This is a genomic window from Aeromonas sp. s2 (assembly GCF_040907935.1).
Taxonomy (GTDB): Bacteria; Pseudomonadota; Gammaproteobacteria; order Enterobacterales; family Aeromonadaceae; genus Aeromonas; species Aeromonas dhakensis.
Window position 1 is genome coordinate 156,666 of the sequence record NZ_JBFOCR010000002.1, and the last position, 26,105, is coordinate 182,770.

Here is a 26,105-nt window from a genome sequence, read left to right on the forward strand (position 1 = left end):
TATGAGACTAACTAGCTATACCGATTTTGGATTGAGAGCCCTGCTCTATCTGGCGACCCTGCCGGAGGGCGAATTGTCTAGCGTGGCCAAGGTCTCCGCCTTGTATGACGTCTCCCGCAACCACATGGTGAAGGTGGTGAACCAGCTGGTGAAACTGGGCTACCTGCAGTCCCAGCGCGGCAAGAATGGCGGCATTCGCATGGCCTGCGCGCCGGAGAGCATCAACATCGGCCAGGTGATCCGGGCGCTGGAAGGCAATCTGGACGGCATCGACTGCAACTCGCCGGCCTGCCACATCGTCTCTGTCTGTCTGCTGAAGAGTGCCCTGAAAGAGGCGATGAATGCGTTTCTGGCGGTGATGGACAGCTACACGCTGCAGGATCTGCTGGCCAATCGCGACGAGCTGCAACAGGTCTTCGGCGAGTTGATCCCGACCCTGATGCTGGAGCCTGGCGACGAAGATGAGTGAGCCGATCGCCGGCCAATGACGCAATAGAAAAAGGCTGCCATCGGCAGCCTTTTTTCAATCTTCCAGTCCCGACTCGTTTCGGTACAACGCCGGCATGATCCGCGCCATCTTCACCATGTTGTTCTCCACTTCCAGGATCTCGATGGGGTAGCCGGCCAGCCGCAGGCTGATGTTGGGCTGGGGGATCTCCTCCAGATATTCGAGGATGACGCCGTTGAGGGTACGGGGCCCGTCGATGGGCAGTTGCCAGTTCATCTCCTTGTTGAGCTCGCGGATGCTGGCCGAGCCCTCCACCAGGAAGGAGCCATCCGGCTGGGGATGGATCTCGTCGCTGGGAGCCGGGGTCATGGAAGTGGTGAAGTCGCCCACTATCTCTTCCAGGATGTCGTCCAGGGTGATCAGACCCTGGATATCGCCATATTCATCGACGATGAGGCCGATCCGCTCCTTGTTGCGCTGGAACTTGGCCAGCTGCACGTTGAGGGGCGTCCCTTCCGGAATGAAGTAAATTTCGTCCACTTCCCGCAGCAGGCTCGACTTGTTGAACTGATCCTTGGCCATCAGCCGCAGCGCGTCGCGAGCGTGCAGGAAGCCCACCACATCGTCGATGTTGTCGCGATAGAGCAGGATCTTGGTGTGGGCGCAGTGGGCCAGCTGACGCAGTATGGTCTTCCAGTCATCGTTGATGTCGATGGCGTAGATCTCGCTGCGCGGCACCATGATGTGCTCCACCGTCATCTTGTCCAGATCCAGGATGCTGAGCAGCATCTCCTGATGGCGCTGGGGGATCAGACTGCCCGCCTCGTTGACGATGGTGCGCAGCTCCTCGGTATTGAGGGAGTCATCCTTGTTCGGATTGATCTTCAGCAGCTTGAGCAGGCCGCTGGTGATGCCATTGATCATCCAGACGAAGGGGGCAAGCGGCACCATCAGCCCCTTGAGCACCCAGGAGGCGGGATAGGCGACTTTCTCCGGGAACATGGCCGCCAGGGTCTTTGGAGTCACTTCGCCAAACACCAGCACGATCAGGGTCAGGCCGAAAGTGGCGATGGCCACACCCAGATCCCCGAACAGACGAATACAGACGATGGTGGCGATGGCTGACGCCAGGATGTTGACCAGGTTGTTTCCGATCAGGATCAGCCCCAGCAGGCGGTCGGGCCGGGAGAGCAGTTTCTCCACCCGACGGGCAGCCTTGTGCTTGGTCTGGGCCAGATGCCGCAGCTTGTAGCGGTTGAGCGACATCATGCCGGTTTCAGAACTTGAGAAGAAGGCAGACATGAGGATCAAGATAACGAGAACAATCAGCAATGTACTCGTTGAGATACTGTCCAAGAAGGGCTCCTGTGGGACTGGGTGATGAAGAAGTAGTGGGCGTTCAGCTCAGCAGCACTTCTTTGACGAAGCGGCTGCCGAAGTAGGCCAGGGTCAGAATGAAGCTGCCGATCAGGCTCAGGGTGATCACCTTGCGACCACGCCAGCCACGGGTATGGTGGCCCCACAGCAGCAGCACGTAGACGCACCAGGCCAGGATCGAGAGGATGGCCTTGTGGGATTTGCCCTGGGCGAACATGTCTTCGAGGAAGAAGAGGCCGGAGGCAATGGAGAGGGTCAGCAACAGGACGCCGGCCGAGATGAGCTGGAACAGCCGCTTCTCGACCGTCATCAGGGGCGGCATGGCCGGCAGCTGGCTGATCTTGCGCGTCTTCAGTTGCCGGTCCAGACAGGCGAGCTGCAGCGCAAACAGGCAGGCGATCATCAATACCGAGTAGGCCATCAGCGCGAGGCCGATATGCAGCAGCAGCTGGGGATGGGCCTCCAGGTGGGTGATGTAGCGACCGGGAATGAGGGCGCTGGCGGCCAGCAACAGGGCCGAGAAGCTGTAGACCACCGGCAGCAGGATCCAGCCGTTGAAGCGGCGGGTGACGCAGGTCATGAAGCAGCTGATGATGAGACTGACCAGCGAGGCCACGTTGAGCATGCTCAGATTCTGCCCTGAGTGGGTTACCAGCACCTCGCCGGAGAGGGCGGCGCCATGGGCGATCAGGGCCAGTCCGATGCAGGCAAACAGGGGGGCTTGTCCCACTGGTTTGGCACTGAGCAGCAGGTGCAGAGAGGCGATGATGGCCAGCAGATAGAACGCCAGGGCCAGAACAGAGATCACGATCATAACCGGGTCGTTGTCGAGCAAGCGATTGGGAATAGGAAGGGCAGTATACCTTGCACAAGATGTGCTCGCCAGTTGTGCTGCCGCCGATCTGCCCATATATAGGCAGCATGTTGGGCCAGCCGCACAGGGCTGACCTCAGCCGAGTGCGGCGAATAATCGTCCTCATCGTGCGAGTGAGGTATAATGCCTCCCATTTGTTACGCCAAGAACCGGAATGCGTCATGTTTGAGAATTTGACTGAACGACTCTCGCGCACCCTGCGCAACGTCAGCGGCCGTGGCCGCCTGACCGAAGAGAACATCAAGGATACCTTGCGCGAAGTTCGCATGGCGCTGCTCGAGGCGGACGTCGCCCTGCCGGTGGTGCGTGACTTCGTCGCTCGTGTCAAGGAGCGGGCGGTGGGCCAGGAAGTGGCCAAGTCCCTGAGCCCGGGCCAGGCCTTCATCAAGATTGTGCACGGCGAACTGGTCTCCGTGATGGGGGAGGCCAACGAGCAGCTCAATCTGGCTGCCCAGCCGCCGGCCATCATCCTGATGGCGGGTCTGCAGGGTGCCGGTAAGACCACCACGGTCGGCAAGCTGGCCAAGCTGCTCAAGGAGCGCAACAAGAAGAAGGTGCTGGTGGTCAGTGCGGACGTCTACCGCCCGGCGGCCATCAAGCAGCTGGAAACCCTGGCCGGCGACATCGGCGTCGACTTCTTCCCGAGCGATGCCAGCCAGAAGCCGGTGGACATCGCCAACGCGGCCATCGATCAGGCGCGCAAGAAGTTCTATGACGTGGTGATCGTCGATACTGCCGGTCGTCTGCACGTCGATGGCGAGATGATGGAGGAGATCAAACACCTTCACGCCACCATCAAGCCGGTGGAGACCCTGTTCGTGGTCGACGCCATGACGGGTCAGGATGCCGCCAATACGGCCAAGGCGTTCAACGAGGCGCTGCCGCTCACCGGCGTGATCCTCACCAAGGCGGACGGCGATGCCCGCGGCGGTGCCGCCCTGTCGGTGCGCCACATCACCGGAAAACCGGTCAAGTTCATCGGTATGGGCGAGAAGACCGACGCGCTGGAGCCCTTCCACCCGGATCGTCTCGCCTCCCGCATCCTCGGCATGGGCGATGTGCTCTCTCTCATCGAGGAGGTGGAGCGCACCGTCGATAAAGAGAAGGCTGCCAAGCTGGCCAGCAAGGTCAAGAGTGGCAAGGGCTTCGATCTGGAAGACTTCCGCGAGCAACTGGCCCAGATGCGCAACATGGGCGGCATGATGGGGATGCTCGACAAGCTGCCCGGCATGTCCGGCCTGCCGGACAACGTCAAGGATCAGATGGATGACAAGCTCACCGTGCGGATGGAGGCCATCATCAGCTCCATGACACCCAAGGAGCGTGCCCATCCCGACCTCATCAAGGGCTCCCGCAAGCGCCGTATCGCCGCGGGTTCCGGCATGCAGGTGCAGGACGTCAACAAGCTGCTCAAGCAGTTCACCGAGATGCAGCGGATGATGAAGAAGATGTCCGGCAAGGGTGGCATGCGCAAGATGATGAGCCAGATGAAGAACATGCTGCCTCCCGGCTTCGGTGGCGGCCGCGGTCCGTTCTGATTATTCGGGCTGACGTAGCGAGTGAGGGTCTGCCAGCGGCAGACCCTTTTCATTGCGGCTCTGCGCAAAAAATGGCTGGCTTGGTTGCAATTATTACGAATCCAAGTAGAATTATGCGGCTTATTTTAAGCTAGGGTCCGCGTGTTTGCGGGCCTTGTTCATTAGATGTTAATGAGGACGATATGGTAACCATTCGTTTACAACGTGGTGGCGCGAAAAAGCGTCCGTTCTACCAGGTAGTAGTTGCTGACAGCCGTAACGCCCGCGACGGTCGTTTCATCGAGCGCGTTGGTTTCTTCAACCCGGTTGCTTCTGGTAACGCTGAAAAGCTGAACCTGGACCTGGCTCGTATCGAGCATTGGGTTGCTACTGGTGCCGCTGTTTCTGACCGCGTTGCCAAGCTGATCAAAGACGCTGCCAAAGCTGCTTAATCAGCCAAACGGTAAGGAGTTAAGGTGGAAAAACCTGTAGTTCTGGGCACCCTGGGTACCGTTTACGGCATCAAGGGCTGGCTTAAAGTGAACTCCTTCACCGATGTTGCCGAAGCGATTTTCGATTACAACCCCTGGCTGATCAATCAGAACGGGGTGTGGCGTGAAATTCAGGTTTCATCCTGGAAGCGTCACAACAAGGGTCTGATCTGCAAACTCGATGGTATCGACGTGCGCGAGGATGCCCTGGCATTGACCAATGTCGAGATTGGCGTAGCCGCCGATCTGTTGCCTGCGTTGCCTGAGGGCGAGTTCTACTGGCGTGACCTGATTGGTTGCTCGGTAGTGACCACCAAGGGATACGACATGGGCAAGGTGACCGAATTGATGGAAACCGGCTCCAACGATGTGTTGGTGGTTGAGGCCAATGTAAAAGATGCCTTTGGTGCGAAGGAGCGGTTGATTCCGTTCCTGGAAGAGCAGGTGATCAAGAATATTGATCTGACTGCTCGAACAATCGAAGTTGATTGGGATCCTGGTTTCTAGTTTCCCGCGCTAACACGGGTGCCGGAGGTTTCTTATGTGGATTGGGGTGATTAGCCTCTTCCCTGAAATGTTCCGAGCCATTACCGAGCACGGGGTAACGGGTCGGGCCGTCAAGAGTGGCCTGCTGCAGATTGAGTGCTGGAACCCCCGGGACTTTACCCACGACAAACACCGTACGGTCGATGATCGTCCTTATGGTGGTGGGCCCGGCATGCTAATGATGGTTCAGCCGCTGCGTGACGCGATTCATGCAGCCAAGCAAGCGGCGGGAGACGGGGCGAAAGTCATCTATCTTTCCCCTCAGGGACGCAAGCTGACTCAAGCGGGCGTGACCGAGTTGGCGACGAATCAGAAACTGATTCTGGTAGCCGGTCGATACGAAGGTATCGATGAACGCGTGATACAAACCGAAGTCGACGAAGAGTGGTCTATCGGGGATTACGTGTTAAGTGGTGGCGAGTTGCCTGCCATGACCCTGATCGATGCGGTTTCGCGTCTGGTCCCAGGGGTTTTGGGCGATCAGGCCAGTGCCGAGCAGGACTCCTTCACGGACGGTCTGCTGGATCATCCCCACTATACTCGGCCGGAGGTGTTGGATGGGTTGGCGGTGCCCGAGGCGCTGACAAGCGGCAATCACGAAGTGATTCGACGCTGGCGTCTCAAGCAATCGCTCGGACGAACCTGGCAAAGAAGGCCGGAACTTATTAACAACCTAGCTCTGACTGACGAGCAAGAATCACTTCTTGCCGAGTATGTCCGCGAAGTGCGTGACAGCGTTAAGTAGAGTTTTCAGTTTATCCTAGGTAAGGAAAGACAATGAGCAAGATTATTCAGCAGCTTGAACAAGAGCAAATGCGTACCGACATCCCGGCTTTTGCCCAGGGCGACACCGTACGTGTTCAAGTTCGTGTTAAAGAAGGTGGTAAAGAGCGTCTGCAGGCTTTCGAAGGCATCGTGATTGCCAAGCGTAACCGCGGTCTGCACTCTGCTTTCACCGTTCGCAAGATCTCCAACGGCGAAGGTGTTGAGCGTGTATTCCAGACTCACTCTCCGCTGATCCACAGTGTAGAACTGAAGCGTCGTGGTGATGTTCGCCGCGCCAAACTGTACTACCTGCGCAACCTGTCCGGTAAAGCTGCTCGTATCAAAGAGAAGCTCAACTAATTCGATTCGAATTGGTGTCGATATGTCGGCGAAATGCTCGACAGGTAGTGAAAAGGCTCGCCAATGGCGAGCCTTTTTTGTATCCACTTTCGGGTGTGCCGGCTCAACCTGGCTGGCTGACCCGTACCACAGAGTTGTCTCGCCCGAAGGGACCGGGCACATAGTCATCCGCCGCCCAGTCGTTGTCGTAGCGGGTCTCCCCGTTCGGCTGAACCAGCTGATAGCAGTATTCGAAATGGCTGGGGCCATCGGTCGGCAGGTTGAGGGTGGTCTTGAACTCACCGCTCTTCATCCGCTTGAGCTCGATGGGCTGCCACTGGCTGAACTCTCCCAGCAACAACACCTGCTCGGCTTCTCCTGCGGCCTCTCTTTCCACGGCAAAGGTCACCTTGACCTCGGGGCGGGACTTGAGAAATTGCTTGTTGATCGGCATGACGCCTCCTTGTCCTGATTGCGAAAAATAGCGGCTGTCTATTTTTATATCACTTTATGACAAGGATGTTGATAACAGAGATCAAGCGGGCAGGGCAAAGTGGCGCTGCAGCAGGCCGTGGGTGAAACCTATCTTGAGGTAAAAGCCGCGCGGCAAGGTCAGGATCGGCTGGCCGTTGCGGCCGATGGCCCGGGTCAGCGCCTTGTTGTTGGCCGCCTTGGGACGCAGTTGCAGCACCTGGCCATGACGGGCACTGATCTGCTCCACCTCTCCCAGCACTATCATGTCCATCAGCTCTTCCCAGTCCTGGCGCAGCAGCATCTCCTCCTCTTCATTCGGGCTCCACAGCAGCGGCATGCCGATCCGGCGCTCGCCGATGGGGATCTCTCGGCTGCCCTCCACCGGGATCCAGAGCACGCGGGAGAGCTTGTTGCGCACGTTGGACTCCTCCCAGCGCTGGCCGCTGACACCGATCAGCGGTGCCACGCAGACGAAGGTGGTTTCTAGCGGTTTGCCCTGAGGATCGATGGGGATCGTCTTGAGCTCGATGCCGAGATCCGGGAAGTCCTGCTCCGGCTTGCTGCCGGCGCTCGCTCCCAGCTGCCACTCGATCAGCTGGCCGACCCAGCCCTTGTCCCGACGCAGATCCGCCGGCACGGCGATGTTGGCGTCGGCGGCCAGCTGGGCCAGGGTGAAGCCGGCCATGGCGTAGGCGCGGGCCAGCAGTTCCTGTTCGGAGCGAGGGTTGGCGGGCATGAGTGACTCCTGCAAAGAGGGATTATTCTAGCAACTCTGATCCTCCCTGAGGATCGCTGTTTTTATAACCGATCCTGGCAGGGGTATGCACAGGGGGGGCAGTTTTGTGTGTAAGTGTTTATCGTAATGATTTTAAAGGGATTTGTCTCCAATTTATCGATGGGCGTAGCGCTGGATCCTGCCTTGAAATAGTTGTCCAAGGGTTTGCTCGCGCTGTTTCACACAGTTATCCACAGAAATCTTGGATAACTGCTTAAAAGTAGGAATAGTCACCCTGTTGTTACAAAAAAATGTGAAACGGCACCGATTTTTGCGGCGATATCGGGGCAGATAGTGTGCCACTCCTGTGGATAAAATAGCCGTGGTGGATCTTTGAACAGTCGAACTTGTTCACAATCCGGATCCCGGATCGCTGGCGGTAAAAGACATGGATCTTGATCCAGCATTCTTTGTTTAACACCATGTATTTAAATACATATTTTGTTTTCTATCACATCCTGTATGCTGTGGGGCAGTTTGGAGCAGATAAATAAAACTACTGTATATACCCGCTTGCTCACAGGCTTATGCACAGTCTGGGTGGGCAACTTGCAGGATCTGATCCTTTAATTTGTTTATAAGTTTGCTTGAAATCGAAAGTTATTCATGAATGGGGGATTGCAGTCCTTGTTTGCTGCCACGAGGTGAATGTGGAACAATCCCCTTATAGATTCAGCCTTTATAAGGTGATCACGTGATAGATGGCGACGGGTTTCGTCCCAATGTCGGAATCGTGATCTGTAACCGTGACGGACAAGTATTGTGGGCCAAGCGTTATGGGCAGCACTCCTGGCAGTTTCCGCAGGGAGGAGTTGATGACGGTGAGACGCCAGAGCAGGCCATGTATCGTGAGCTGTATGAGGAGATAGGCCTCAAGCCCGAGGATGTGACCATCATGGCGACCAGTCGCAACTGGTTGAAGTATCGCTTGCCAAAACGCCTCGTTCGTTGGGACAGTTCACCGGTCTGTATTGGCCAAAAACAAAAATGGTTCCTGCTGCAGCTGGATCCGGGCAGGGAGTCCAGGATCCAGTTCGGTTGTCATGGTCATCCGGAGTTTGATGACTGGCGTTGGGTCAGCTTCTGGTACCCGGTGCGTCAGGTGGTTTCCTTCAAGCGGGAAGTCTATCGCCGGGTGATGAAGGAGTTTGCCCCGCTGGCGATGCCGGTGCCGGCAGTGCAGGTCAACAAGAAGGATGGGCGGCGTAATCGCGCCCGCTAAGGAGCACAGATTAGTTGTTAACGGAACTCAGACGCATCGTCGAAAGCATGGCCGAAGCCAATACCCTCGAGCTGGCCTTGCAGGCATTGGTCAGCCAGACCCGGCTGGCCATGTCGGTGGACTGCTGTTCCGTTTATGTCTCCGAACCTGAAATGCGCCGCTACCGGCTGGCTGCGACCGACGGTCTGGCCGAGTCGGCGGTGGGCAAGGCCACCTTGCCGTTCGAGCAGGGTATCGTCGGCTTGGTGGGTCAGCGTGAAGAGCTGATCAACCTGGCCGATGCCCCCTCCCACCCCAGTTTCAAATTCCTGCCCGATGTGGCCGAAGAGGCGTTTCGCTCCTTCCTCGGCGCCCCCATCATGCATCAGCGCCAGGTGGTGGGTATTCTGGTGGTGCAGCAGAAGGAGAGCCGTCTCTTCGATGAGGGGGAGGAGTCCTTCATGGTCACCCTGGCGGCCCAGCTGGCGGCGCGCATCGCCCAGGCTCAGGCCAAGGGGTGGCTGCAGAAGACCGACTGGAGCAAGCCGCTGCGCGGCATTGCCGGGGCCAGCGGCATCGCCATGGCCAAGGCCTGGGTATGGCGGCCACGCAAGGAGCTGCGCTCCATCACCCCGCGCAAGGATGAGGATCACGCCAGCCAGCTGGCGCGGCTGAACGTGGCGGTGGAAGAGGTGCGCCACGATCTGGAGAGCCTGGCCCTGCGTTTTCGCGAGAGTTACAGCCAGGACTCGGTGGCGATCTTCGATATCTACCTGCATCTGCTGGACGATCCCGGCTACATCAAGCCGATCCGCAACAAGGTGAGCAAGGAGCACTGGACGGCGGTCTCGGCGGTCAAACTCATCAGCGATCGTCTCATCGAGCAGTTCAAGGGGATGAAGGATCCCTATCTGCAGGAGCGCTCCACCGATGTGAAGGACATCGCTCAGCGGCTCATCAGCCGACTGGTGCAAAACGAGCCCGAGCACATCGCTATCGGCGAGCCTGTGGTGCTGGTTGCCGATGAGGTGACGGCTACCATCCTCGCCGAGGTGCCCCGCGAGTTCCTGACCGGGGTGGTGTCCCTCAAGGGGGGCACCAACTCCCACGCTGCCATCCTGGCCCGCGCCATGGGGGTGGCGGCCATCATGGGGGTGGATCTGCCGCTCGGCGACATCGGTGGTCGCATGTTGGTGGTCGACGGTTACAGCGGCGATCTCTTCATCGAGCCCAATCAGGTGATCCTGACCGAGTATCGTCAGCTGCTGAGCGAGGAGCGGGCGCTCGATACCCTGGTGCGCAGCGTCGACAACCAGCCCTCCGAGACCGCCGATGGCGTGCCTGTCTCCCTGCTGCTCAACGCTGGCCTCAGCGCCGACACCGAGATCTCTCTCAATCAGCTGGCGGATGGGGTCGGCCTCTATCGCACCGAGATCCCCTTCATGCTGCAGGACAGCTTCCCCTCCGAGTGGGAGCAGACCGCCCGTTATCGCGGCATTCTGGAGACCTATCGCAACCGGCCGGTCTGCATGCGGACCCTGGACGTGGGGGGGGACAAGCAGTTGCCCTATTTCCCCATCGTCGAGGAAAATCCCTTCCTTGGCTGGCGGGGGATCCGACTCACCCTGGATCACCCCGAACTGTTCCTGGTGCAGCTCAAGGCAATGCTGCGGGCCAGCGAAGGGCTGGACAATCTGGCCATCATGCTGCCGATGATCAGCAGCGTCAGCGAAATCAAGGCCTCCCGCCGCCTGCTGGATCAGGCGTGGCGCGAGGTGTCGGAAGAGGCGGCCAGCCGCAGTGCGGTGATCCGCTACCCGAGCCTGGGGGTGATGATCGAGGTGCCTTCCGCCCTCTACATCCTGCCCGAAATGGCCCCGCTCATCGACTTCTGGTCGGTGGGCAGCAACGACCTGACCCAGTACCTGCTGGCGGTGGATCGCAACAACGCCCGGGTCGCCAACATCTACGACGCCTTCCATCCGGCGGTGATCCGCGCCTTGCAGCTGCTGGTTGACGCCTCACATCGCTATCAGAAGCCAGTGTCGGTGTGTGGCGAGCTGGCCGGTGATCCGGTCGGGGTGTTGCTGCTGCTGGCCATGGGCTATCGCCGCTTCAGCATGAACACCCACAACATCGCCCGCATCAAGTACGTGCTGCGCCAGGCCAACCTGAGCGAGCTGACGGTGCTGCTGACCGACGGCCTCAAGCACGACAATCCGCACGTGTTGCGCGGCCTGTTTGCCCGCTATCTGGAAGAGCACGGTCTGGGCGGTTTGCTGCGCGCCGGTCACAAAGCGAAACAGATTGATTGATAATCATGCCTTGTCCCTGCTGACGAATGATCGGAAAATGCGGCTTTTCTTATGACTGGGGCCGCTTATGCAGCACGATGGATATTGGGTTTTCTCGCAGATTGATCCCGTAGCATTCAGTTTGGGACCACTATCGGTACGCTGGTATGGTCTCATGTACTTGTTTGGCTTCGCTTTTGCCATGTGGCTGGCGGGGCGTCGCGCCGATGCGCCGAACAGCGGCTGGACCCGTAACGAGGTGTCCGACCTGCTGTTTTACGGCTTCCTCGGGGTGATCCTGGGTGGTCGGGTCGGTTACGTGCTGTTTTACAACTTCGACATGTTCCTGGCCGATCCTCTCTACCTGTTCAAGATCTGGACCGGTGGCATGTCGTTCCACGGCGGCCTGATCGGGGTCATCACCGCCATGGTCTGGTTTGCCCACAAGACCAAGCGCCACTTCTTTACCGTGGCCGATTTCGTGGCACCGCTCATTCCGTTTGGCCTCGGCGTCGGCCGCATCGGCAACTTCCTCAACGGCGAGCTGTGGGGTCGGGTCACAGATGTGCCCTGGGCCATCATCTTCCCGGAGGCGGGCCCCGAGCCGCGCCACCCCTCCCAGCTCTACCAGTTCGCTCTGGAAGGGGTGGTACTGTTCATCATCCTCAACCTGTTCTGGCGCAAGAACCCGCCGCGCGGCGCCATCTCTGGCATGTTCCTGTTGTTCTACGGCCTGTTCCGCTTCCTGGTGGAGTTCGTACGCCAGCCTGACAGCCAGCTGGGGCTCTACTTCAACGAGATCAGCATGGGGCAGATCCTCTCTACTCCGATGATCCTCATCGGTGCCCTGATGATCTGGGCTGCCTACAAGCGCCCGCAGCTGTTCGGCAACGTCGTGAAGGAGGCAAAGCAATGAGAGCCTATCTCGACCTGATGCAGAAGATCCTGGATGAGGGAACCGTCAAGTCCGACCGTACCGGTACCGGCACCGTCTCCCTGTTCGGCCATCAGATGCGCTTCAACCTGGCCGAAGGCTTCCCGCTGGTGACCACCAAGAAGTGCCACCTGCGCTCCATCATTCACGAGCTGCTCTGGTTCCTCAACGGCGACACCAATACCGCCTATCTGAAAAAAAATGGTGTCAGTATCTGGGACGAGTGGGCCGACGAGAACGGAGATCTTGGCCCGGTCTACGGCGCCCAGTGGCGCTCCTGGCCGGCGGCTGACGGGTCTGTCATCGACCAGATCCAGAAGGCGGTGGACGACATCAAGCACAACCCGGATTCCCGTCGCATCATCGTCTCTGCCTGGAATGTGGGCGAGCTGGACAAGATGGCGCTGGCCCCCTGCCACGCCTTTTTCCAGTTCTACGTGGCGGACGGCAAACTCTCCTGCCAGCTCTATCAGCGCAGCTGTGACGTCTTCCTCGGCCTGCCGTTCAACATCGCCAGCTACGCTCTGCTGACCCACATGATGGCCCAGCAGTGCGACCTGGAAGTGGGGGACTTCGTCTGGACCGGTGGTGACGTGCACCTCTACTCCAACCACATGGAGCAGACCGCGCTGCAGCTCTCCCGCGAGCCGCGCCCGCTGCCGACCCTGCTGATCAAACGCAAGCCGGACTCCATCTTCGACTACCGGTTCGAGGATTTCGAGATCGAGGGTTACGACCCCCATCCCGGCATCAAGGCGCCCGTCGCCATCTGATGTGAAAGGCGCCCATGAGGCGCCTTTTTATGCATAAAAACCACAGAGTATTCATTCTTATGGGGGAGTTTCGAGTGATATCTGCCCGAGAGAAAACCTGCTTATAGCAGGCATGTTTGATTTTGCCTTCGGTTTTTTCGTTGTATTTCGCAGTAAGAAACGATTTTTCACGGATTGTTATCGGATATAGACTCAAATCAAAGTAAGACTGTGGATATTTTAACCATGAGCGACGTAATCAAGAAGTTCCTCAAGCTGGAGGCCGCCTCCGGAATAATTCTGATCATGGCAGCCATGCTGGCGATGATCCTGGCCAACAGCGGTCTGGCTGGCAGCTATCAGGCTTTCCTCGATACCCAGGTGCAGGTGCGCATTGCCGCCCTCGACATCAACAAGCCGCTGCTGCTCTGGATCAACGACGGCTTCATGGCGGTCTTCTTCCTGCTGGTCGGCCTCGAGGTGAAGCGCGAGATGCTGGAAGGGGCCCTCTCTTCCCGGGTGCAGGCCACCTTCCCGGCCATCGCGGCGGTGGGCGGTATGCTGGCGCCTGCGCTGATCTATGCCTTCTTCAACTACTCGGACGAAGTGGCGCGTGCCGGCTGGGCCATTCCCGCCGCTACCGACATCGCCTTTGCTCTCGGGGTGATGGCGCTGCTCGGCAAGCGGGTGCCGGTGAGCCTCAAGGTGTTTCTGCTGGCGCTGGCCATCATGGATGACCTGGGGGTCATCATCATCATAGCCCTGTTCTACACCCAGCAGCTGTCGCTGACGGCGCTGGCGATCGGCATCCTGGCGACCCTGACCCTGCTGTGGATGAATCGCCGCGGCGAGGATCGGATCAGCCTCTACATGCTGGTCGGGCTGGTGCTCTGGGTGGCAGTGCTGAAGTCGGGCGTCCATGCGACCCTGGCCGGCGTGGTGGTGGGCTTCATGATCCCGCTCAACGGCAAGCGTTATGCCTCGCCACTCAAGCATCTAGAGCATGCCCTGCACCCCTGGAGCGCCTACCTGATCCTGCCGCTGTTCGCCTTTGCCAATGCCGGGGTGTCGCTGGAAGGGATAGGCCTCTCCTCCTTGCTGAGCCCGGTGCCCATGGGCATCATGCTGGGGCTGTTCATCGGCAAGCCGCTCGGGGTGTTCACCATCAGCTGGCTGTCGGTCAAGCTGGGTATTGCCCAACTGCCACCCGGGGTCAACTTCAGACAGATCTTTGCGGTCAGCATTCTGTGCGGCATCGGCTTTACCATGTCGATGTTCATCGCCTCGCTGGCCTTCGAGCACGGCGGATTGGATTACGGCAGCTACTCTCGCCTCGGGATCCTGGTGGGATCCACCCTGGCGGCGATCGTCGGTTATCTCGCCCTGCGCATGGCGCTCCCGAACCGGGAGGCCGATCAAAGCACGGAGGGGTTATGAAAAGAGTAGGATGGTTGGCCATGCTGGCGCTGAGCCAGGCGGCTTGGGCCGGCAGTCTGCAGGATTGCCAGCAGGATGCAGCCTCGGCCAGCTGCTCGGCCTACCTCAGCGGCGTGGTCGACAGCGCCCTGCTGCTGGGGGACAAGCAGGCCAAGGCGCAGTTTGGCGAGACCTTCGCCGAGCGGGCGCTGAGCAGCCGGGCCGGCGAGCGGGTCAAGCAGTCCAACAAGCGCTACTGCGGGGAGCGGATGCCGGATCCGGTCAGCCTCAAGGCCCACCTGCAGGAGCAGTTCGGCGCGAACAAGGTTGACTCGATCAGCGACATGTATGACATTCTGGCGGCTGAACTCAGTTGCTACCGGAGCCCGCGCCAGGCGGGAACCCCATCGGATGTCACACCTTAACTACAACCATCTCTATTATTTTTGGATGACCCAGAAGAAGGGCTCCGTCACGCAAGCGGCGGAAGCCCTCTTTTTGACCCCGCAGACCGTCACCGGCCAGATCAAGCTGCTGGAGCAGCGCCTCGGTGGCAAATTGCTGATAAGAAAGGGGCGCTCCCTGGAGGCGACCGAGCTGGGCCAGCTGGTGTTCCGTTATGCCGACAAGATGTTCAGCCTCTCCTACGAGATGCTGGATATCGTCAACTACCGCAAGGAGAGCCAGATCCTGTTCGACGTCGGCATCGCCGACGCCCTCTCAAAACGCCTCGCCAGCCGGGTGCTGCTCTCCGTCATCCCCAATGATGGCTCCATCCACCTGCGCTGTTTCGAATCGACCCACGAGTTGTTGCTGGAGCAGCTGAGTGAGCACAAGCTCGACATGATCCTCTCCGACTGCCCGGTGGACTCCAGCCAGCACGCCGGCCTGCTCTCCAAGCGGCTCGGTGGTTGCGGGGTCAGCTTCTTCTGCAAGGCGCCGCTGCCATCGCTGCCGTTTCCCGCCTGTCTGGAGGAGCGCAAGCTGCTGATCCCCGGCCGGCGTACCGCCATGGGTCGCCAGCTGACCCAGTGGTTCGAGCAGCAGGGGGTCTCCCCCAGCATTCTCGGCGAGTTTGACGATGCGGCCCTGATGAAGGCGTTTGGCTTTTTCAACCAGGGCATCTTCATGGCGCCCACCATCTACCGGGAGGAGATCCTGGAAGGGGAGGGGGTGATGCTGCTGGGCGAGACCCAGGATCTGATGGAGGAGTACTACGTCATCTTCGCCGAGCGGATGATCCAGCACCCGGCAGTAAAACGGGTGTGCGAGAGTGATTTCTCCTTCCTGTTTGCCGGCCAGGAGGACTTTGCCATGATTCAACCGGCAACCCTGTCATTTTAAATTGACGGGCCACAGAGTATGATTCTTGCCTCGAACGAGAGGGAATGAGATGCAACTGGAAGAGATGGAGGCCAATGCGAGCCGGGCGGTGGCACTGCTCAAGGCGCTGGCCAATGAACGGCGGCTGTTTATCTTGTGTCAGCTGCTGGAGCGGGAGCTGTCGGTGGGGGAGCTCAACGAGCGGCTTGGTCTGAGTCAGTCGGCGTTGTCACAACACTTGGCCGTGCTGCGGCGGGATGAACTGGTGGAGACGCGCAAGGAGGCCCAGACGGTCTACTATTCGCTGCGCAGCTACGAGGTGCGCGAGATGATAGGGTTGCTGCACAAGTTGTACTGCAGCGAACAGAAATAAAAAACCGGCACAAAGGCCGGTTTTTTCAGCTTTATCAGCAGACGCTGATTAAGCCATAGCTTTGATCTGGGCAGACAGGCGGCTCTTGTGACGAGCAGCTTTGTTCTTGTGGATCAGGCCTTTGGTCGCCATACGATCCATGATCGGCTGAGCAACAGCGAAAGCGGCAGTCGCAGCAGCCTTGTCGCCGGAGGCGATGGCAGCGATGACTTTCTTCAGGTAGGTACGGGTCATGGAACGACGGCTGGCGTTGTGCTGACGACGTTTCTCTGACTGAAGAGCGCGCTTCTTAGCAGATTTGATGTTAGCCAAGGTAAAACTCCTAAAACTGTCTTAGCGAGTGTATTGAAAAGGCCCGGAAATATGCCTTCTCAACCACATATTGTCAAATGATTTGTGCAAATAAACACCGCCCCCCGGTGGTGTGTCAGGTGGGAGACGGTTAAACTGTCGGCCGATTCTATCAGCATTCTTTTCATTCCGACAGTTCCAGAGGCCTCGTCTTGAGTAAGAAATTGATCAAATCCGGCATGATAGTGTCCGGAATGACGTTGGCGTCCCGCGTGATGGGCTTGGTTCGCGATGTGGTCATCGCCAATCTGCTTGGCGCCGGGGTGGCCGCAGACGTCTTCTTCTTTGCCAACCGCATTCCCAACTTTCTGCGCCGCCTGTTCGCCGAAGGTGCCTTCAACCAGGCCTTTGTTCCCGTGATGACGGAGTACAAGAAAAAGGGCGACGAGAGCGAAGTGCGCGAGTTGCTGGCTGCGGTGGCGGGCACCCTGGGGGGGATCGTTACTGTGGTCACCCTGCTCGGGGTGCTGGGGTCAGGCGTGCTGACCGCCCTGTTTGGTTGGGGCTGGTTCTGGGACTGGCTGCACGGCGGGCCGGCGGCCGAGAAGTTCGAGATGGCCAGCCTGATGCTCAAGATCACCTTCCCCTACCTCTGGTTCATCACCTTCACCGCCATGGCGGGGGCCATTCTCAACACCTTCGGTCGCTTCGGGGTCTCCTCCTTTACCCCCATCTTCCTCAACATCACCATGATTGCCGCCGCCTGGTGGATTTCACCCTGGCTCGACAATCCCGAGCTGGCACTGGCCATCGGTGTCTTCCTCGGCGGTCTGGTGCAGTTCCTGTTCCAGTTCCCGTTCCTGCGCCAGCTCAACATGCTGGTGTGGCCCAAGTGGGGTTGGCACCACCCGGGGGTGGTGAAGATCCGCACCCTGATGATCCCGGCCCTGTTCGGGGTCTCGGTCAGCCAGATCAACCTGCTGGTCAATACCATGCTCGCCTCCTTCCTGGCGACCGGCGCCATCAGTTATCTCTATTACTCGGACCGGCTGCTGGAGTTCCCGCTCGGCATGTTCGGCGTCGCCATCAGCACCGTCATTCTGCCGGCGCTGGCCAAGAAGCACGTGGATGCCGACCCGGCCGACTTCTCCCGCACCATGGACTGGGGGGTGCGGATGGTGATGCTGCTCGGCCTGCCGGCCATGGTGGGCATCGCCGTGCTGCGCGAGCCCATCTTGCGGGTGCTGTTCATGCGCGGCGAGTTCGGTCTGCACGAGGTGAGCATGTCGAGTGCCAGTTTGCTGGCATCGACCACGGGTTTGCTGTCGCTGATGCTGATCAAGGTGCTGGCACCGGGCTACTACGCCCGCCAGGATACCCGCACGCCGGTGCGGATCGGGATGATCTCGATGGCGGCCAACATGGTCTGCAACCTGCTCTTCATCTATCCGCTCGGCTACGTGGGGCTGGCCCTCTCGACCGCCTGCTCGGGCACACTGAACGCGGCTTTGCTGTTCAGGGGGCTCCATCAGCAGAGCGTCTACCGTCCGTCCCGTCACACCGGGGTATTCTGTCTCAAGCTGCTGACCGCCAGCCTGCTGATGGGGGGCGTGCTCTTGTACCTCTCTCCGGATCTGGCCCAGTGGGGCGCCTGGCACATGAGCAAGGCGACCATGCAGCTGGCCATGCTGCTGGTCGTGGGGGGCGCCATCTATGCCGGTGTCCTGCTGGCGGTTGGGATCCGGCCAAGAGATCTGAGAGCGGGGCGGGACGACTGAGTCAGCCCCTGCGGCGAGATAGCCCCACCTGAACCTGTTGTCGGGGCGGAGCGGCTGAAATCGGGTCAGCAACAGGGCTGACCCGGCGTGCCGCCTGATATATAATCCGGCGATTTTCATAGCAGCAAAGCACAAGGCACTGATGGAGCTTATCCGCGGTATTCACAATATCAAGCCCCGTCACCGGGGGTGTGTATTGACCATTGGCAACTTTGATGGGGTCCATCAGGGTCATCATGCCGTGCTGGCTCGCTTGCAGGAAAAGGCCGCCCAGCTCGGCCTGCCGGCCTGCGTCATGCTGTTCGAACCCCAGCCGCTGGAGCTGTTTGCCGGGGCCGCGGCGCCGGCCCGCCTCAGCCGCCTGCGGGAGAAGTACGAGGCGCTCAAGGGGATGCAGATCGATCGCATGCTCTGCGTGCGCTTCAACCACCGCTTTGCCGAGCAGTCCGCCACCACCTTCATCGAGCAACTGCTGGTGGAGAAACTCGGCGTGCACTATCTGGTGGTCGGCGACGATTTTCGCTTCGGCAAGGGGCGGGAAGGGGACTTCCACCTGCTGGAGGAGGCCGGCCGGCGTTTCGGCTTCGAGGTGATCAGCACCCAGAGCTTCCAGTTGTCCCGTCAGCGGGTCAGCAGCACGCTAGTGCGCGAGGCCCTCGCGGCCGGCCGGATGGCGGAGGTGGAGCTGATGCTTGGCCGTCCCTATACCATCAGCGGTCGAGTGGCCCACGGTGAAAAGCTGGGCCGCACCATAGGTTTTCCCACCGCCAATCTGGCCCTCAAGCGTCAGGTGATCCCGGTCGGTGGCGTGTTCGCGGTGGAAGTGATATGTTCCGGCAAGACCTTCCCCGGTGTCGCCAATGTGGGTGTACGGCCGACCTTGAGCGGTACACAAGCCAGATTGGAAGTACATCTATTTGATTTTTCTGGCGACCTTTATGGTCAACAGGTCAAGGTGCTGCTTCGCCACAAGCTGCGCGAAGAGCAGAAGTTTGCCTCTTTCACCGCCTTGAAAGAGCAGATCGAACGAGATGCCCTGGCGGCCCGAGCCTGGTTCGGGCTGCCACAATTTCATTTACCCAGCACTCTTTTAGAAAAGAAGGGAACCCAGGACTGATGAGCGACTATAAACACACCCTGAATCTTCCGGAAACCGAGTTTCCGATGCGTGGCGATCTGGCCAAGCGCGAACCCAACATGCTGAAACGTTGGTACGATCAGGATCTTTACGGCGCCATTCGCCGCGCCAAAGCGGGCAAGCCTTCGTTCATTCTGCACGATGGCCCCCCCTATGCGAACGGCAGCATTCACATCGGTCACTCGGTCAACAAGATCCTCAAAGACATCATCATCAAGTCCAAGGGCCTCTCCGGTTTCGACTCCCCCTACGTGCCGGGCTGGGATTGCCACGGTCTGCCCATCGAGCTGAAAGTGGAAGGCATGGTCGGCAAGCCGGGTGAGAAGGTTTCCGCCGCCGAGTTCCGCGCCGAGTGCCGCAAATACGCCAAGACCCAGATCGAAGCGCAGAAGACCGACTTCATCCGTCTGGGCGTGCTGGGTGACTGGGAACACCCCTACCTGACCATGGATTTTGGCACCGAAGCCAACATCATCCGCTCCATGGCCAAGATCGTTGAAAACGGCCACCTGCACAAAGGCTCCAAGCCGGTGCATTGGTGTACCGATTGCGGCTCCGCGCTGGCTGAAGCCGAGGTGGAGTACTACGACAAGAACTCCCCTTCCATCGACGTGCGCTTCAAGGCCGTCGACGAGGCTACCGTGGCCGCCAAGTTTGACTGCGCCGAAGGCCACACCGGCAAGGGACCCCTCTCTGCCGTGATCTGGACCACCACCCCGTGGACCCTGCCGGCCAACCGCGCCATCGCCATGCACGCCGATCTCGACTATGCGCTGGTGCAGGTAGAGGGTGACAATCCCGAGCGTCTGATCCTGGCCGCCGAGCTGGTGAAGGACGTGATGGATCGCGCTGGCATCGAGCACTTCCACAACCTGGGCTACGCCAAGGGGGCCGCACTCGAGCTGCTGCGCTTCAACCACCCCTTCTACAGCTTCGACGTGCCTGTGGTGCTGGGTGATCACGTCACCCTGGACGCCGGTACCGGCGCGGTGCACACCGCCCCTGGCCACGGTCAGGAAGACTTCGTGGTCGGTCAGAAGTACGGTCTGGAAGTGGCCAACCCGGTTGGCAGCAACGGCGTCTATCTGCCGGATACCGAACTGTTTGCCGGCCAGCACGTGTTCAAGGCCAATGCGGCCGTGGTCGAGGTGCTGACCGAGCGTGGTGCCCTGCTGCACCACAAGGTGTTCAACCACTCCTACCCGCACTGCTGGCGTCACAAGACCCCGATCATCTTCCGTGCCACCCCCCAGTGGTTCATCAGCATGGAGCAGAAGGGTCTGCGCAAGCGTGCGCTGGAAGAGATCGAGCGCATCGAGAAAGAGGGCATTGCCCAGCACGGTCAGAGCGGCTGGGTGCCTGCCTGGGGTAAAAACCGCATTCAGGCGATGGTCGAGAACCGTCCTGACTGGTGTATTTCCCGTCAGCGTACCTGGGGCGTGCCCATCTCCCTGTTCGTCCACAAGGATACCCAGGCACTGCACCCGGATTCCGTGCGCCTGATGGAAGAGGTGGCCAAGCGGGTCGAACAGTCCGGCATCCAGGCCTGGTGGGATCTGGACAAGGCCGAGCTGCTGGGCGCGGATGCCGACAACTACGAGAAGGTGCCCGATACCCTGGACGTCTGGTTTGACTCCGGTTCTACCCACGCCTCCGTGGTCGACGCCCGTCCCGAGTTCAACGGCAAGCCGGCCGACATGTATCTGGAAGGCTCTGACCAGCACCGTGGCTGGTTCATGTCCTCCCTGATGATCGGCGTCGCCATGAAGGACAAGGCCCCCTACAACCAGGTGCTGACTCACGGCTTCACCGTGGACGGTCAGGGCCGCAAGATGTCCAAGTCCATCGGCAACGTGGTGAGCCCGCAGGACGTGATGAACAAGCTGGGTGCCGACATCCTGCGTCTGTGGGTCGCCAGCACCGACTACACCGGCGAGATGACCGTCTCCGACGAGATCCTCAAGCGCTCCGCCGATGCCTATCGCCGTATCCGCAACACCGCCCGCTTCCTGCTGGCCAACCTGAACGGCTTCAATCCGGCGACCGACATGGTGGCACCGGCCGACATGGTGGTGGTGGATCGCTGGGCCGTGGGCCGTGCCAAGGCGGTACAGGCCGAGATCGTGGCGGCGTTCGACGAGTACAACTTCCACGGCGTGACCCAGAAGCTGATGCAGTTCTGCTCCATCGAGATGGGCTCCTTCTATCTGGACGTCATCAAGGATCGTCAGTACACCGCCAAGGCCGACAGCCTGGCCCGTCGCTCCTGCCAGACCGCCCTCTATCACATCGCCGAGGCCATGGTGCGCTGGATGGCGCCCATCATGAGCTTCACTGCCGACGAGATCTGGGCCCTGCTGCCGGGCGAGCGCGGCGAGTTCGTGTTCACCGAGGAGTGGTACGACGGCCTGTTCGGGCTGGAAACGGGCGAAGTGCTGAACGACGAGTTCTGGGCCGAGATCCTCACCGTGCGCGGTGAAGTGAACAAGGCGCTGGAAGTGGCCCGTGGCGAGAAGCGCATCGGCGGTTCTCTGCAGGCCGAACTGACCCTGTTCGCCAAGCCTGAGCTGGCGGTGCGTCTGAACGCCCTGGCCGATGAGCTGCGCTTCGTGCTGCTCACCTCCAAGGCCAAGGTGGTCAGCGTCGATGCCGCACCGGCTGAGGCCGTGGCAACCGAGCGTGATGACCTGTGGCTGAGCGTGGCCCAGTCTGCCGCCGCCAAGTGCGACCGCTGCTGGCACCATGTGGAAGACGTGGGCACCATCGCGGGTCACGAAGAGATCTGTGGCCGCTGCGTCACCAACGTCGAGGGTGACGGCGAAACTCGTCAATTTGCCTGATGAACATGACTCACCATAAAAGCGGCCTGCGTTGGCTGTGGCTGGCAGTGCTGGCCTTTGTACTGGACCAGGCGAGCAAGCTCGCCGTGGTCAAGCTGCTGCCATTTGGCTACCCGGGGGTGGAGATCACCCCCTTCTTCAACCTGGTCCATGTCTACAACAAGGGGGCTGCTTTCAGCTTCCTGGCCGATCAGGGCGGCTGGCAGCGCTGGTTCTTCGCGGTGCTGGCGTTTGCCATCTGCGGCTTGCTGATCCACTGGCTGCGCAAGCAGTCCGTCACCCAGCGCTGGAGCGGCATCGCCTACAGCCTGATCATCGGCGGGGCGCTCGGCAACGTGTTTGACCGGCTGGTGCTGGGCCATGTGGTCGACTTCCTCGACTTCTACTGGCAGCGCGCCCACTGGCCGGCGTTCAACCTGGCCGACAGCTTCATCTTCATCGGTGCCGCCATGATCGTGCTGGACGGCTTGCGTGGCGAGAAAAAACAGGACGCGAACTCATGAGCCAGCTGATTGCTGCGGACAGCAGCGTACTGTTCCATTTCTCCATCAAGCTGGAAGATGGTTCGGTGGCCGACAGCACGGCGCTGCACGGCAAGCCGGCTCGTCTGCGGATGGGAGACGGCAGTCTGACGCCGAGCTTCGAACAGTGCCTGCTGGGGCTGCGCGAGGGGGAGAGCAAGAGCTTCACCCTGGCGCCGGAAGAGGCGTTCGGACTCTCCAACCCCGACAACATCTACCATCTGGACCGCGCCAAGTTCGGTGCCGATGTGGAGCCGAAAGTCGGCACCATCATACTGTTCGACCAGCCCAACGGCAGCGAGCTGCCGGGTATCGTCCGGGCGGTGGCAGGGATGTCGGTGACGGTCGATTTCAACCACCCCCTGGCCGGTCACACCGTCACCTTCGAGGTGGAGATCCTGGGGGTTGATGACGAGGAGAAGGTGCACTGATGGATATCCTGCTGGCTAACCCCCGTGGCTTCTGCGCCGGTGTCGACCGTGCCATCAGCATCGTCGAGAGCGCGCTGGAGAAGTTTGGTGCCCCCATCTATGTCCGTCATGAAGTGGTGCACAACCGCTACGTGGTGAACAAGCTCAAGGAGGCGGGTGCCGTCTTCGTCGAGGAGCTGGATGAGGTGCCGGACGACAGCATCGTCATCTTCTCCGCCCACGGCGTCTCCAAGGCGGTGCGCGAGATGGCCAAGTCCCGCGCTCTCAAGGTGTTCGATGCCACCTGTCCGCTGGTGACCAAGGTGCACATGGAGGTCCATCGCGCCAGTCGCAAGGGCTCCGAAGCCGTGCTCATCGGTCATGCCGGTCATCCCGAGGTGATCGGCACCATGGGGCAGTACGAGAATCGCGAGGGCGGCATGTATCTGGTGGAGACGCCGGCAGACGTGGCCAGGCTCAAGGTGAAGAACCCGGACGATCTCTGCTTCGTCACCCAGACCACCCTCAGCGTGGACGAGACCTCGGACGTGATCGATGCATTGCGGGCGCACTTCCCCAATATCCAGGGGCCGCGCAAGGATGACATCTGCTACGCCACCCAGAACCGCCAGGATGCGGTGCGGGAGATGGCCGGGCTGGTGGACGCCATGCTGGTGGTGGGGTCGCGCAACTCCTCCAACTCCAACCGCCTGCGGGAGCTGGCCGAGAAGGTGGGCGCCAAGGCCTACCTCATCGACGACGCCTCCATGATCGAGGCCGGTTGGCTGGCGGGAGTCAAGGCGATCGGTGTCACCGCCGGTGCCTCCGCCCCCGAGGTGCTGGTGCAGTCCGTCATCACCCGTCTGCGCGAGCTGGGCGGCAAGGTGGTGGCCGAACACCCCGGTCGTGAAGAGAACGTGGTGTTTGAAGTGCCGCCGGAACTGCGCATCCTGTGAGCGATGCGTCCCCTGCGGGACTACACAGTCTCTGATTGAGCCACCTCCAGCGAGGTGGCTTTTTCATGGGTGATTCTTATGGCTCTTGTTGGCCGCGTTGCCGTGAGATCGCAGCGAAATTTGATGATGTATGTCCAAGATTTGAGTAGATTGAATTGCAAGCGAAGGTTCGCGGCCTAGACTGCTGATGAACTTATCACCGGCTTGATGGCAGATGGATGTGCAGCCGGCCCCCCGACAAAATCAGAGCGAAACAGGATGTTTTTGCGTTCAGGTTTTAGCCTCATCGAGCTGATGGTCACCATTGCGCTCGTCTCTATCCTGCTGACGCTGGGAGTCCCCTCCTTCAGCGCGATAATGCGCAACATGACGTTGACCAGCCAGGCCAACAACTTCGTGGCCGCCATCAACCTTGCCCGCTCCGAAGCCATTCGCCGCAATACGGCGGTCACTCTCTCCGCCTCCACCAGCAATCTGACCCAGAACCACTGGGAATCGGGCTGGCAGATCTGGGTCGACAGCAACGGCAACGGCACCCTGGACAACGGCGAGTTGCTGCGACTCTTTCCCGACATGGGGGCCGGCACCCTGGTCAGCAATACCTCGCTGGTACGTTTCAGTGGCAATGGCTTTCTCGATGGTCGCACCCAGGCGGCGCTGGTGTTTTCCCTGCAGCCGCCCGACTGCGCTCAGGAGGCATCGCGCGACATCACGATCACCCCGGCCGGCCGCCCTTCAATCACGGAGACCAGCTGCATATGAAGCACCAGCAAGGCGTCTCGCTGCTTGAAATCATGATCGCCGTGCTGGTGTTGTCGATCGGCATCCTCGGCATGGCGACCCTGCAGTTGCAGGCACTCAAGAGCAACCAGTCGGCCCTGACCCGGACCGAGGCGACCCAGTTTGCCTACATGATCACCGACATGATGCGGGCCAACCGCAGCGCGGCTCTGCTCGGCCAGTACAACGTCGGCCTGGGGGAGGCGGTCTCCGGCAGCTCGATGGCGATACAGGATGTGCAGTACTGGAAACAGGCGCTCGGCGGCCTGCCCGGCGGTGATGGGGCCATTGCCGTGAGTGCCGGACAGGCGACCATCACCATCCAGTGGGATGCCAGCCGGCTGGCCACCGAGCCTGCGCTGCGCAGCATGACCCTGAGGACGGATCTGTGAACGGGCGGCGCACCTTGCTGCGCCAGGCCGGTGTCGGTCTGGTGGAGGTGATGATCGCCCTGCTGCTGTCGCTGCTGACGGTCGGGATCATCATTCAGGTGCTGCTTGGCAACCACAAAACCTACCTGACCGGTGAGGCCATCGCCCGGGTGCAGGAGGACAGCCGGTTTGCCGTCAACCTGTTGCAACAAGAGCTGCGGATGGTGGGCTACCAGGGCTGCCTCAGCAAGCAGGGGGTCAACATCACCAATACCCTCAACGGGGCGACGGCGCTGCCCTACAACTTCACCGTCTATCTGCGCGGCTATGACAATGTCACGGCGACGCTGCCTGCGCCGCTGTCGGCCCTGTTTACCGCGGCCGAGCCCAAACCCAAGCCGGGAACCGACGTGCTGCTGGTGCAGGGGCCTACCGGCAGCGGTGTGCCGGTGACCCGCAACAACAGCGCCGCCCAGCTGTTCGTGCAGCAACTCTCCAGCAAGGCCAACTACTGCGGCACCGGCAAGCAGGGCTACAGCGACCTGTGCGAGGGGGACATCGTCATGGTCTCCGACTGCCAGAAGGCGCGGATCTTCCAGATCACCCAAACCCAGGTGGTGGGAGGGGGCAGCGAGGTCAACATCGGCCACTCCAACGACAACAAATACACCCCGGGCAATGCCGTCAGCTCCTGGGGTGGGGCCAGCAGCCCGGTCGAGGAGCGCTTCGGCGCCGGTTCGGTATTGAGCCGGATGGAAACCCGGGTCTATTACATCGCCCGTCCCTCGGCCGGCGCACCTTATGCCCTCTATCGCAAGAGCGGGCTGGGGGCGGGCATGCTGCTGGCGGACGGGGTCACCGACATCCAGCTGACCTTCGGTGAGGATCAGAACCGGGATCGGGCGGCGGATCGTTACGTGAGTGCCGCCAGCAACCCGAACTGGGACAACGTGCTGGGGATCGGCGTTCAGCTGTTGATGCGCAGCAACCAGGGCAATGTGGTGTCGGATCCGCAGGCCATCAGCTTCGCCGGGGCTACCTTCCAGGCAACCGACAGCCACTGGTACTGGGTGGCCGAAACCACGGTCGCCTTGCGCAACCGGCTGCCATGAGGAGGGAGG

General features: G+C 60.3%; 28 protein-coding genes. 23 read left to right on the forward strand and 5 right to left on the reverse strand.

Annotated features, from left to right (window positions below; genetic code table 11):
• The first annotated feature begins 1 nt into the window (after nt 1).
• On the forward strand, nt 2-469 hold the full coding sequence (locus tag AB5Y81_RS00935) for an Rrf2 family transcriptional regulator (protein ID WP_279484879.1): 468 nt from the start codon (nt 2-4) through the stop codon (nt 467-469).
• A 54-nt stretch (nt 470-523) separates the two neighbouring features.
• Here the strand turns inward: AB5Y81_RS00935 and AB5Y81_RS00940 are convergent, their stop codons facing one another.
• Nucleotides 524-1,804 carry an HlyC/CorC family transporter gene (locus AB5Y81_RS00940; protein ID WP_005308688.1) on the reverse strand — a complete coding sequence of 427 codons (1,281 nt, stop codon included), beginning with the start codon at nt 1,802-1,804 and terminating at the stop codon, nt 524-526.
• A 43-nt stretch (nt 1,805-1,847) separates the two neighbouring features.
• Nucleotides 1,848-2,639: an inner membrane protein YpjD gene (ccsA, locus tag AB5Y81_RS00945; protein WP_005308690.1), complete on the reverse strand. Its 792-nt coding sequence runs from the start codon at nt 2,637-2,639 to the stop codon at nt 1,848-1,850.
• 221 nt (nt 2,640-2,860) lie between these two features.
• Here ccsA and ffh point away from each other — a divergent pair, with 221 nt between their 5' ends.
• From ffh to rplS, 5 genes are all read left to right on the forward strand, one after another.
• Nucleotides 2,861-4,237 carry a signal recognition particle protein gene (gene ffh, locus AB5Y81_RS00950; protein WP_005308693.1) on the forward strand — a complete coding sequence of 459 codons (1,377 nt, stop codon included), beginning with the start codon at nt 2,861-2,863 and terminating at the stop codon, nt 4,235-4,237.
• A 182-nt stretch (nt 4,238-4,419) separates the two neighbouring features.
• On the forward strand, nt 4,420-4,668 hold the full coding sequence (rpsP, locus tag AB5Y81_RS00955) for a 30S ribosomal protein S16 (RefSeq protein ID WP_005308695.1): 249 nt from the start codon (nt 4,420-4,422) through the stop codon (nt 4,666-4,668).
• Nucleotides 4,669-4,692: 24 nt separating this feature from the next.
• Entirely contained in the window at nt 4,693-5,214 is a 522-nt protein-coding gene (gene rimM, locus AB5Y81_RS00960; RefSeq protein ID WP_005308697.1) for a ribosome maturation factor RimM, read from the forward strand.
• Nucleotides 5,215-5,248: 34 nt separating this feature from the next.
• Nucleotides 5,249-5,998 (forward strand): tRNA (guanosine(37)-N1)-methyltransferase TrmD, encoded by a 750-nt coding sequence (gene trmD, locus AB5Y81_RS00965; RefSeq protein WP_005308699.1) that lies wholly within the window; start codon nt 5,249-5,251, stop codon nt 5,996-5,998.
• Between the two features lie 32 nt (nt 5,999-6,030).
• Nucleotides 6,031-6,378 carry a 50S ribosomal protein L19 gene (gene rplS, locus AB5Y81_RS00970; RefSeq protein ID WP_005308701.1) on the forward strand — a complete coding sequence of 116 codons (348 nt, stop codon included), beginning with the start codon at nt 6,031-6,033 and terminating at the stop codon, nt 6,376-6,378.
• 103 nt (nt 6,379-6,481) lie between these two features.
• Here rplS and AB5Y81_RS00975 read toward each other — a convergent pair whose 3' ends face one another.
• Nucleotides 6,482-6,811 carry an isoamylase early set domain-containing protein gene (locus AB5Y81_RS00975; protein ID WP_005308703.1) on the reverse strand — a complete coding sequence of 110 codons (330 nt, stop codon included), beginning with the start codon at nt 6,809-6,811 and terminating at the stop codon, nt 6,482-6,484.
• 81 nt (nt 6,812-6,892) lie between these two features.
• Nucleotides 6,893-7,567, reverse strand: a complete 675-nt coding sequence (gene mutH, locus AB5Y81_RS00980) for a DNA mismatch repair endonuclease MutH (RefSeq protein ID WP_005308705.1) — start codon at nt 7,565-7,567, stop codon at nt 6,893-6,895.
• 733 nt (nt 7,568-8,300) lie between these two features.
• On the opposite strand from mutH, the gene rppH reads away from it, so the two are divergent.
• From rppH to AB5Y81_RS01020, 8 genes are all read left to right on the forward strand, one after another.
• On the forward strand, nt 8,301-8,828 hold the full coding sequence (gene rppH, locus AB5Y81_RS00985; protein WP_005308708.1) for an RNA pyrophosphohydrolase: 528 nt from the start codon (nt 8,301-8,303) through the stop codon (nt 8,826-8,828).
• A gap of 14 nt (nt 8,829-8,842) precedes the next feature.
• Nucleotides 8,843-11,122 (forward strand): phosphoenolpyruvate--protein phosphotransferase, encoded by a 2,280-nt coding sequence (gene ptsP, locus AB5Y81_RS00990; protein WP_017785581.1) that lies wholly within the window; start codon nt 8,843-8,845, stop codon nt 11,120-11,122.
• Between the two features lie 67 nt (nt 11,123-11,189).
• Nucleotides 11,190-12,017, forward strand: a complete 828-nt coding sequence (gene lgt / locus AB5Y81_RS00995) for a prolipoprotein diacylglyceryl transferase (RefSeq protein ID WP_279484877.1) — start codon at nt 11,190-11,192, stop codon at nt 12,015-12,017.
• Nucleotides 12,014-12,808, forward strand: a complete 795-nt coding sequence (gene thyA / locus AB5Y81_RS01000) for a thymidylate synthase (RefSeq protein ID WP_005308712.1) — start codon at nt 12,014-12,016, stop codon at nt 12,806-12,808. The genes lgt and thyA overlap by 4 nt, the downstream gene beginning before the upstream one ends.
• Nucleotides 12,809-13,033: 225 nt before the next feature.
• The gene (gene nhaA / locus AB5Y81_RS01005; protein ID WP_010635142.1) at nt 13,034-14,224 is read left to right on the forward strand and encodes a Na+/H+ antiporter NhaA; all 1,191 of its coding nucleotides are present in this window, start codon (nt 13,034-13,036) and stop codon (nt 14,222-14,224) included.
• Nucleotides 14,225-14,244: 20 nt separating this feature from the next.
• A complete protein-coding gene (locus AB5Y81_RS01010) occupies nt 14,245-14,628 on the forward strand; it encodes a hypothetical protein (protein ID WP_005308716.1) in 384 nt (127 codons plus the stop codon).
• The gene (gene nhaR, locus AB5Y81_RS01015) at nt 14,615-15,547 is read left to right on the forward strand and encodes a transcriptional activator NhaR (RefSeq protein ID WP_005308802.1); all 933 of its coding nucleotides are present in this window, start codon (nt 14,615-14,617) and stop codon (nt 15,545-15,547) included. The genes AB5Y81_RS01010 and nhaR overlap by 14 nt, the downstream gene beginning before the upstream one ends.
• A gap of 49 nt (nt 15,548-15,596) precedes the next feature.
• On the forward strand, nt 15,597-15,899 hold the full coding sequence (locus tag AB5Y81_RS01020) for a metalloregulator ArsR/SmtB family transcription factor (RefSeq protein ID WP_005308804.1): 303 nt from the start codon (nt 15,597-15,599) through the stop codon (nt 15,897-15,899).
• Between the two features lie 48 nt (nt 15,900-15,947).
• On the opposite strand, the gene rpsT is transcribed toward AB5Y81_RS01020, so the two are convergent.
• On the reverse strand, nt 15,948-16,211 hold the full coding sequence (gene rpsT / locus AB5Y81_RS01025; protein WP_005308808.1) for a 30S ribosomal protein S20: 264 nt from the start codon (nt 16,209-16,211) through the stop codon (nt 15,948-15,950).
• A 191-nt stretch (nt 16,212-16,402) separates the two neighbouring features.
• On the opposite strand from rpsT, the gene murJ reads away from it, so the two are divergent.
• From murJ to AB5Y81_RS01070, 9 genes are all read left to right on the forward strand, one after another.
• Nucleotides 16,403-17,968, forward strand: a complete 1,566-nt coding sequence (gene murJ / locus AB5Y81_RS01030) for a murein biosynthesis integral membrane protein MurJ (RefSeq protein WP_279484876.1) — start codon at nt 16,403-16,405, stop codon at nt 17,966-17,968.
• Nucleotides 17,969-18,110: 142 nt separating this feature from the next.
• Nucleotides 18,111-19,085 carry a bifunctional riboflavin kinase/FAD synthetase gene (ribF, locus tag AB5Y81_RS01035; RefSeq protein ID WP_005308812.1) on the forward strand — a complete coding sequence of 325 codons (975 nt, stop codon included), beginning with the start codon at nt 18,111-18,113 and terminating at the stop codon, nt 19,083-19,085.
• Nucleotides 19,085-21,946 (forward strand): isoleucine--tRNA ligase, encoded by a 2,862-nt coding sequence (ileS, locus tag AB5Y81_RS01040; protein ID WP_279484875.1) that lies wholly within the window; start codon nt 19,085-19,087, stop codon nt 21,944-21,946. Before ribF ends, ileS begins: the two co-directional genes overlap by 1 nt.
• Nucleotides 21,946-22,449 carry a signal peptidase II gene (gene lspA / locus AB5Y81_RS01045; RefSeq protein ID WP_065018302.1) on the forward strand — a complete coding sequence of 168 codons (504 nt, stop codon included), beginning with the start codon at nt 21,946-21,948 and terminating at the stop codon, nt 22,447-22,449. The genes ileS and lspA overlap by 1 nt, the downstream gene beginning before the upstream one ends.
• Nucleotides 22,446-22,898 carry an FKBP-type peptidyl-prolyl cis-trans isomerase gene (fkpB, locus tag AB5Y81_RS01050; RefSeq protein ID WP_065018301.1) on the forward strand — a complete coding sequence of 151 codons (453 nt, stop codon included), beginning with the start codon at nt 22,446-22,448 and terminating at the stop codon, nt 22,896-22,898. Before lspA ends, fkpB begins: the two co-directional genes overlap by 4 nt.
• Nucleotides 22,898-23,833 carry a 4-hydroxy-3-methylbut-2-enyl diphosphate reductase gene (gene ispH, locus AB5Y81_RS01055; protein WP_017780262.1) on the forward strand — a complete coding sequence of 312 codons (936 nt, stop codon included), beginning with the start codon at nt 22,898-22,900 and terminating at the stop codon, nt 23,831-23,833. Before fkpB ends, ispH begins: the two co-directional genes overlap by 1 nt.
• A 258-nt stretch (nt 23,834-24,091) precedes the next feature.
• A complete protein-coding gene (gene tppE, locus AB5Y81_RS01060) occupies nt 24,092-24,595 on the forward strand; it encodes a type IVa pilus pseudopilin TppE (protein WP_010635136.1) in 504 nt (167 codons plus the stop codon).
• Complete coding sequence (gene tppB, locus AB5Y81_RS01065) at nt 24,592-25,005, forward strand: type IVa pilus pseudopilin TppB (RefSeq protein ID WP_005308826.1); 414 nt, start codon at nt 24,592-24,594, stop codon at nt 25,003-25,005. Before tppE ends, tppB begins: the two co-directional genes overlap by 4 nt.
• Complete coding sequence (locus AB5Y81_RS01070) at nt 25,002-26,096, forward strand: PilW family protein (RefSeq protein ID WP_010635135.1); 1,095 nt, start codon at nt 25,002-25,004, stop codon at nt 26,094-26,096. Before tppB ends, AB5Y81_RS01070 begins: the two co-directional genes overlap by 4 nt.
• Nucleotides 26,097-26,105: the final 9 nt, after the last annotated feature.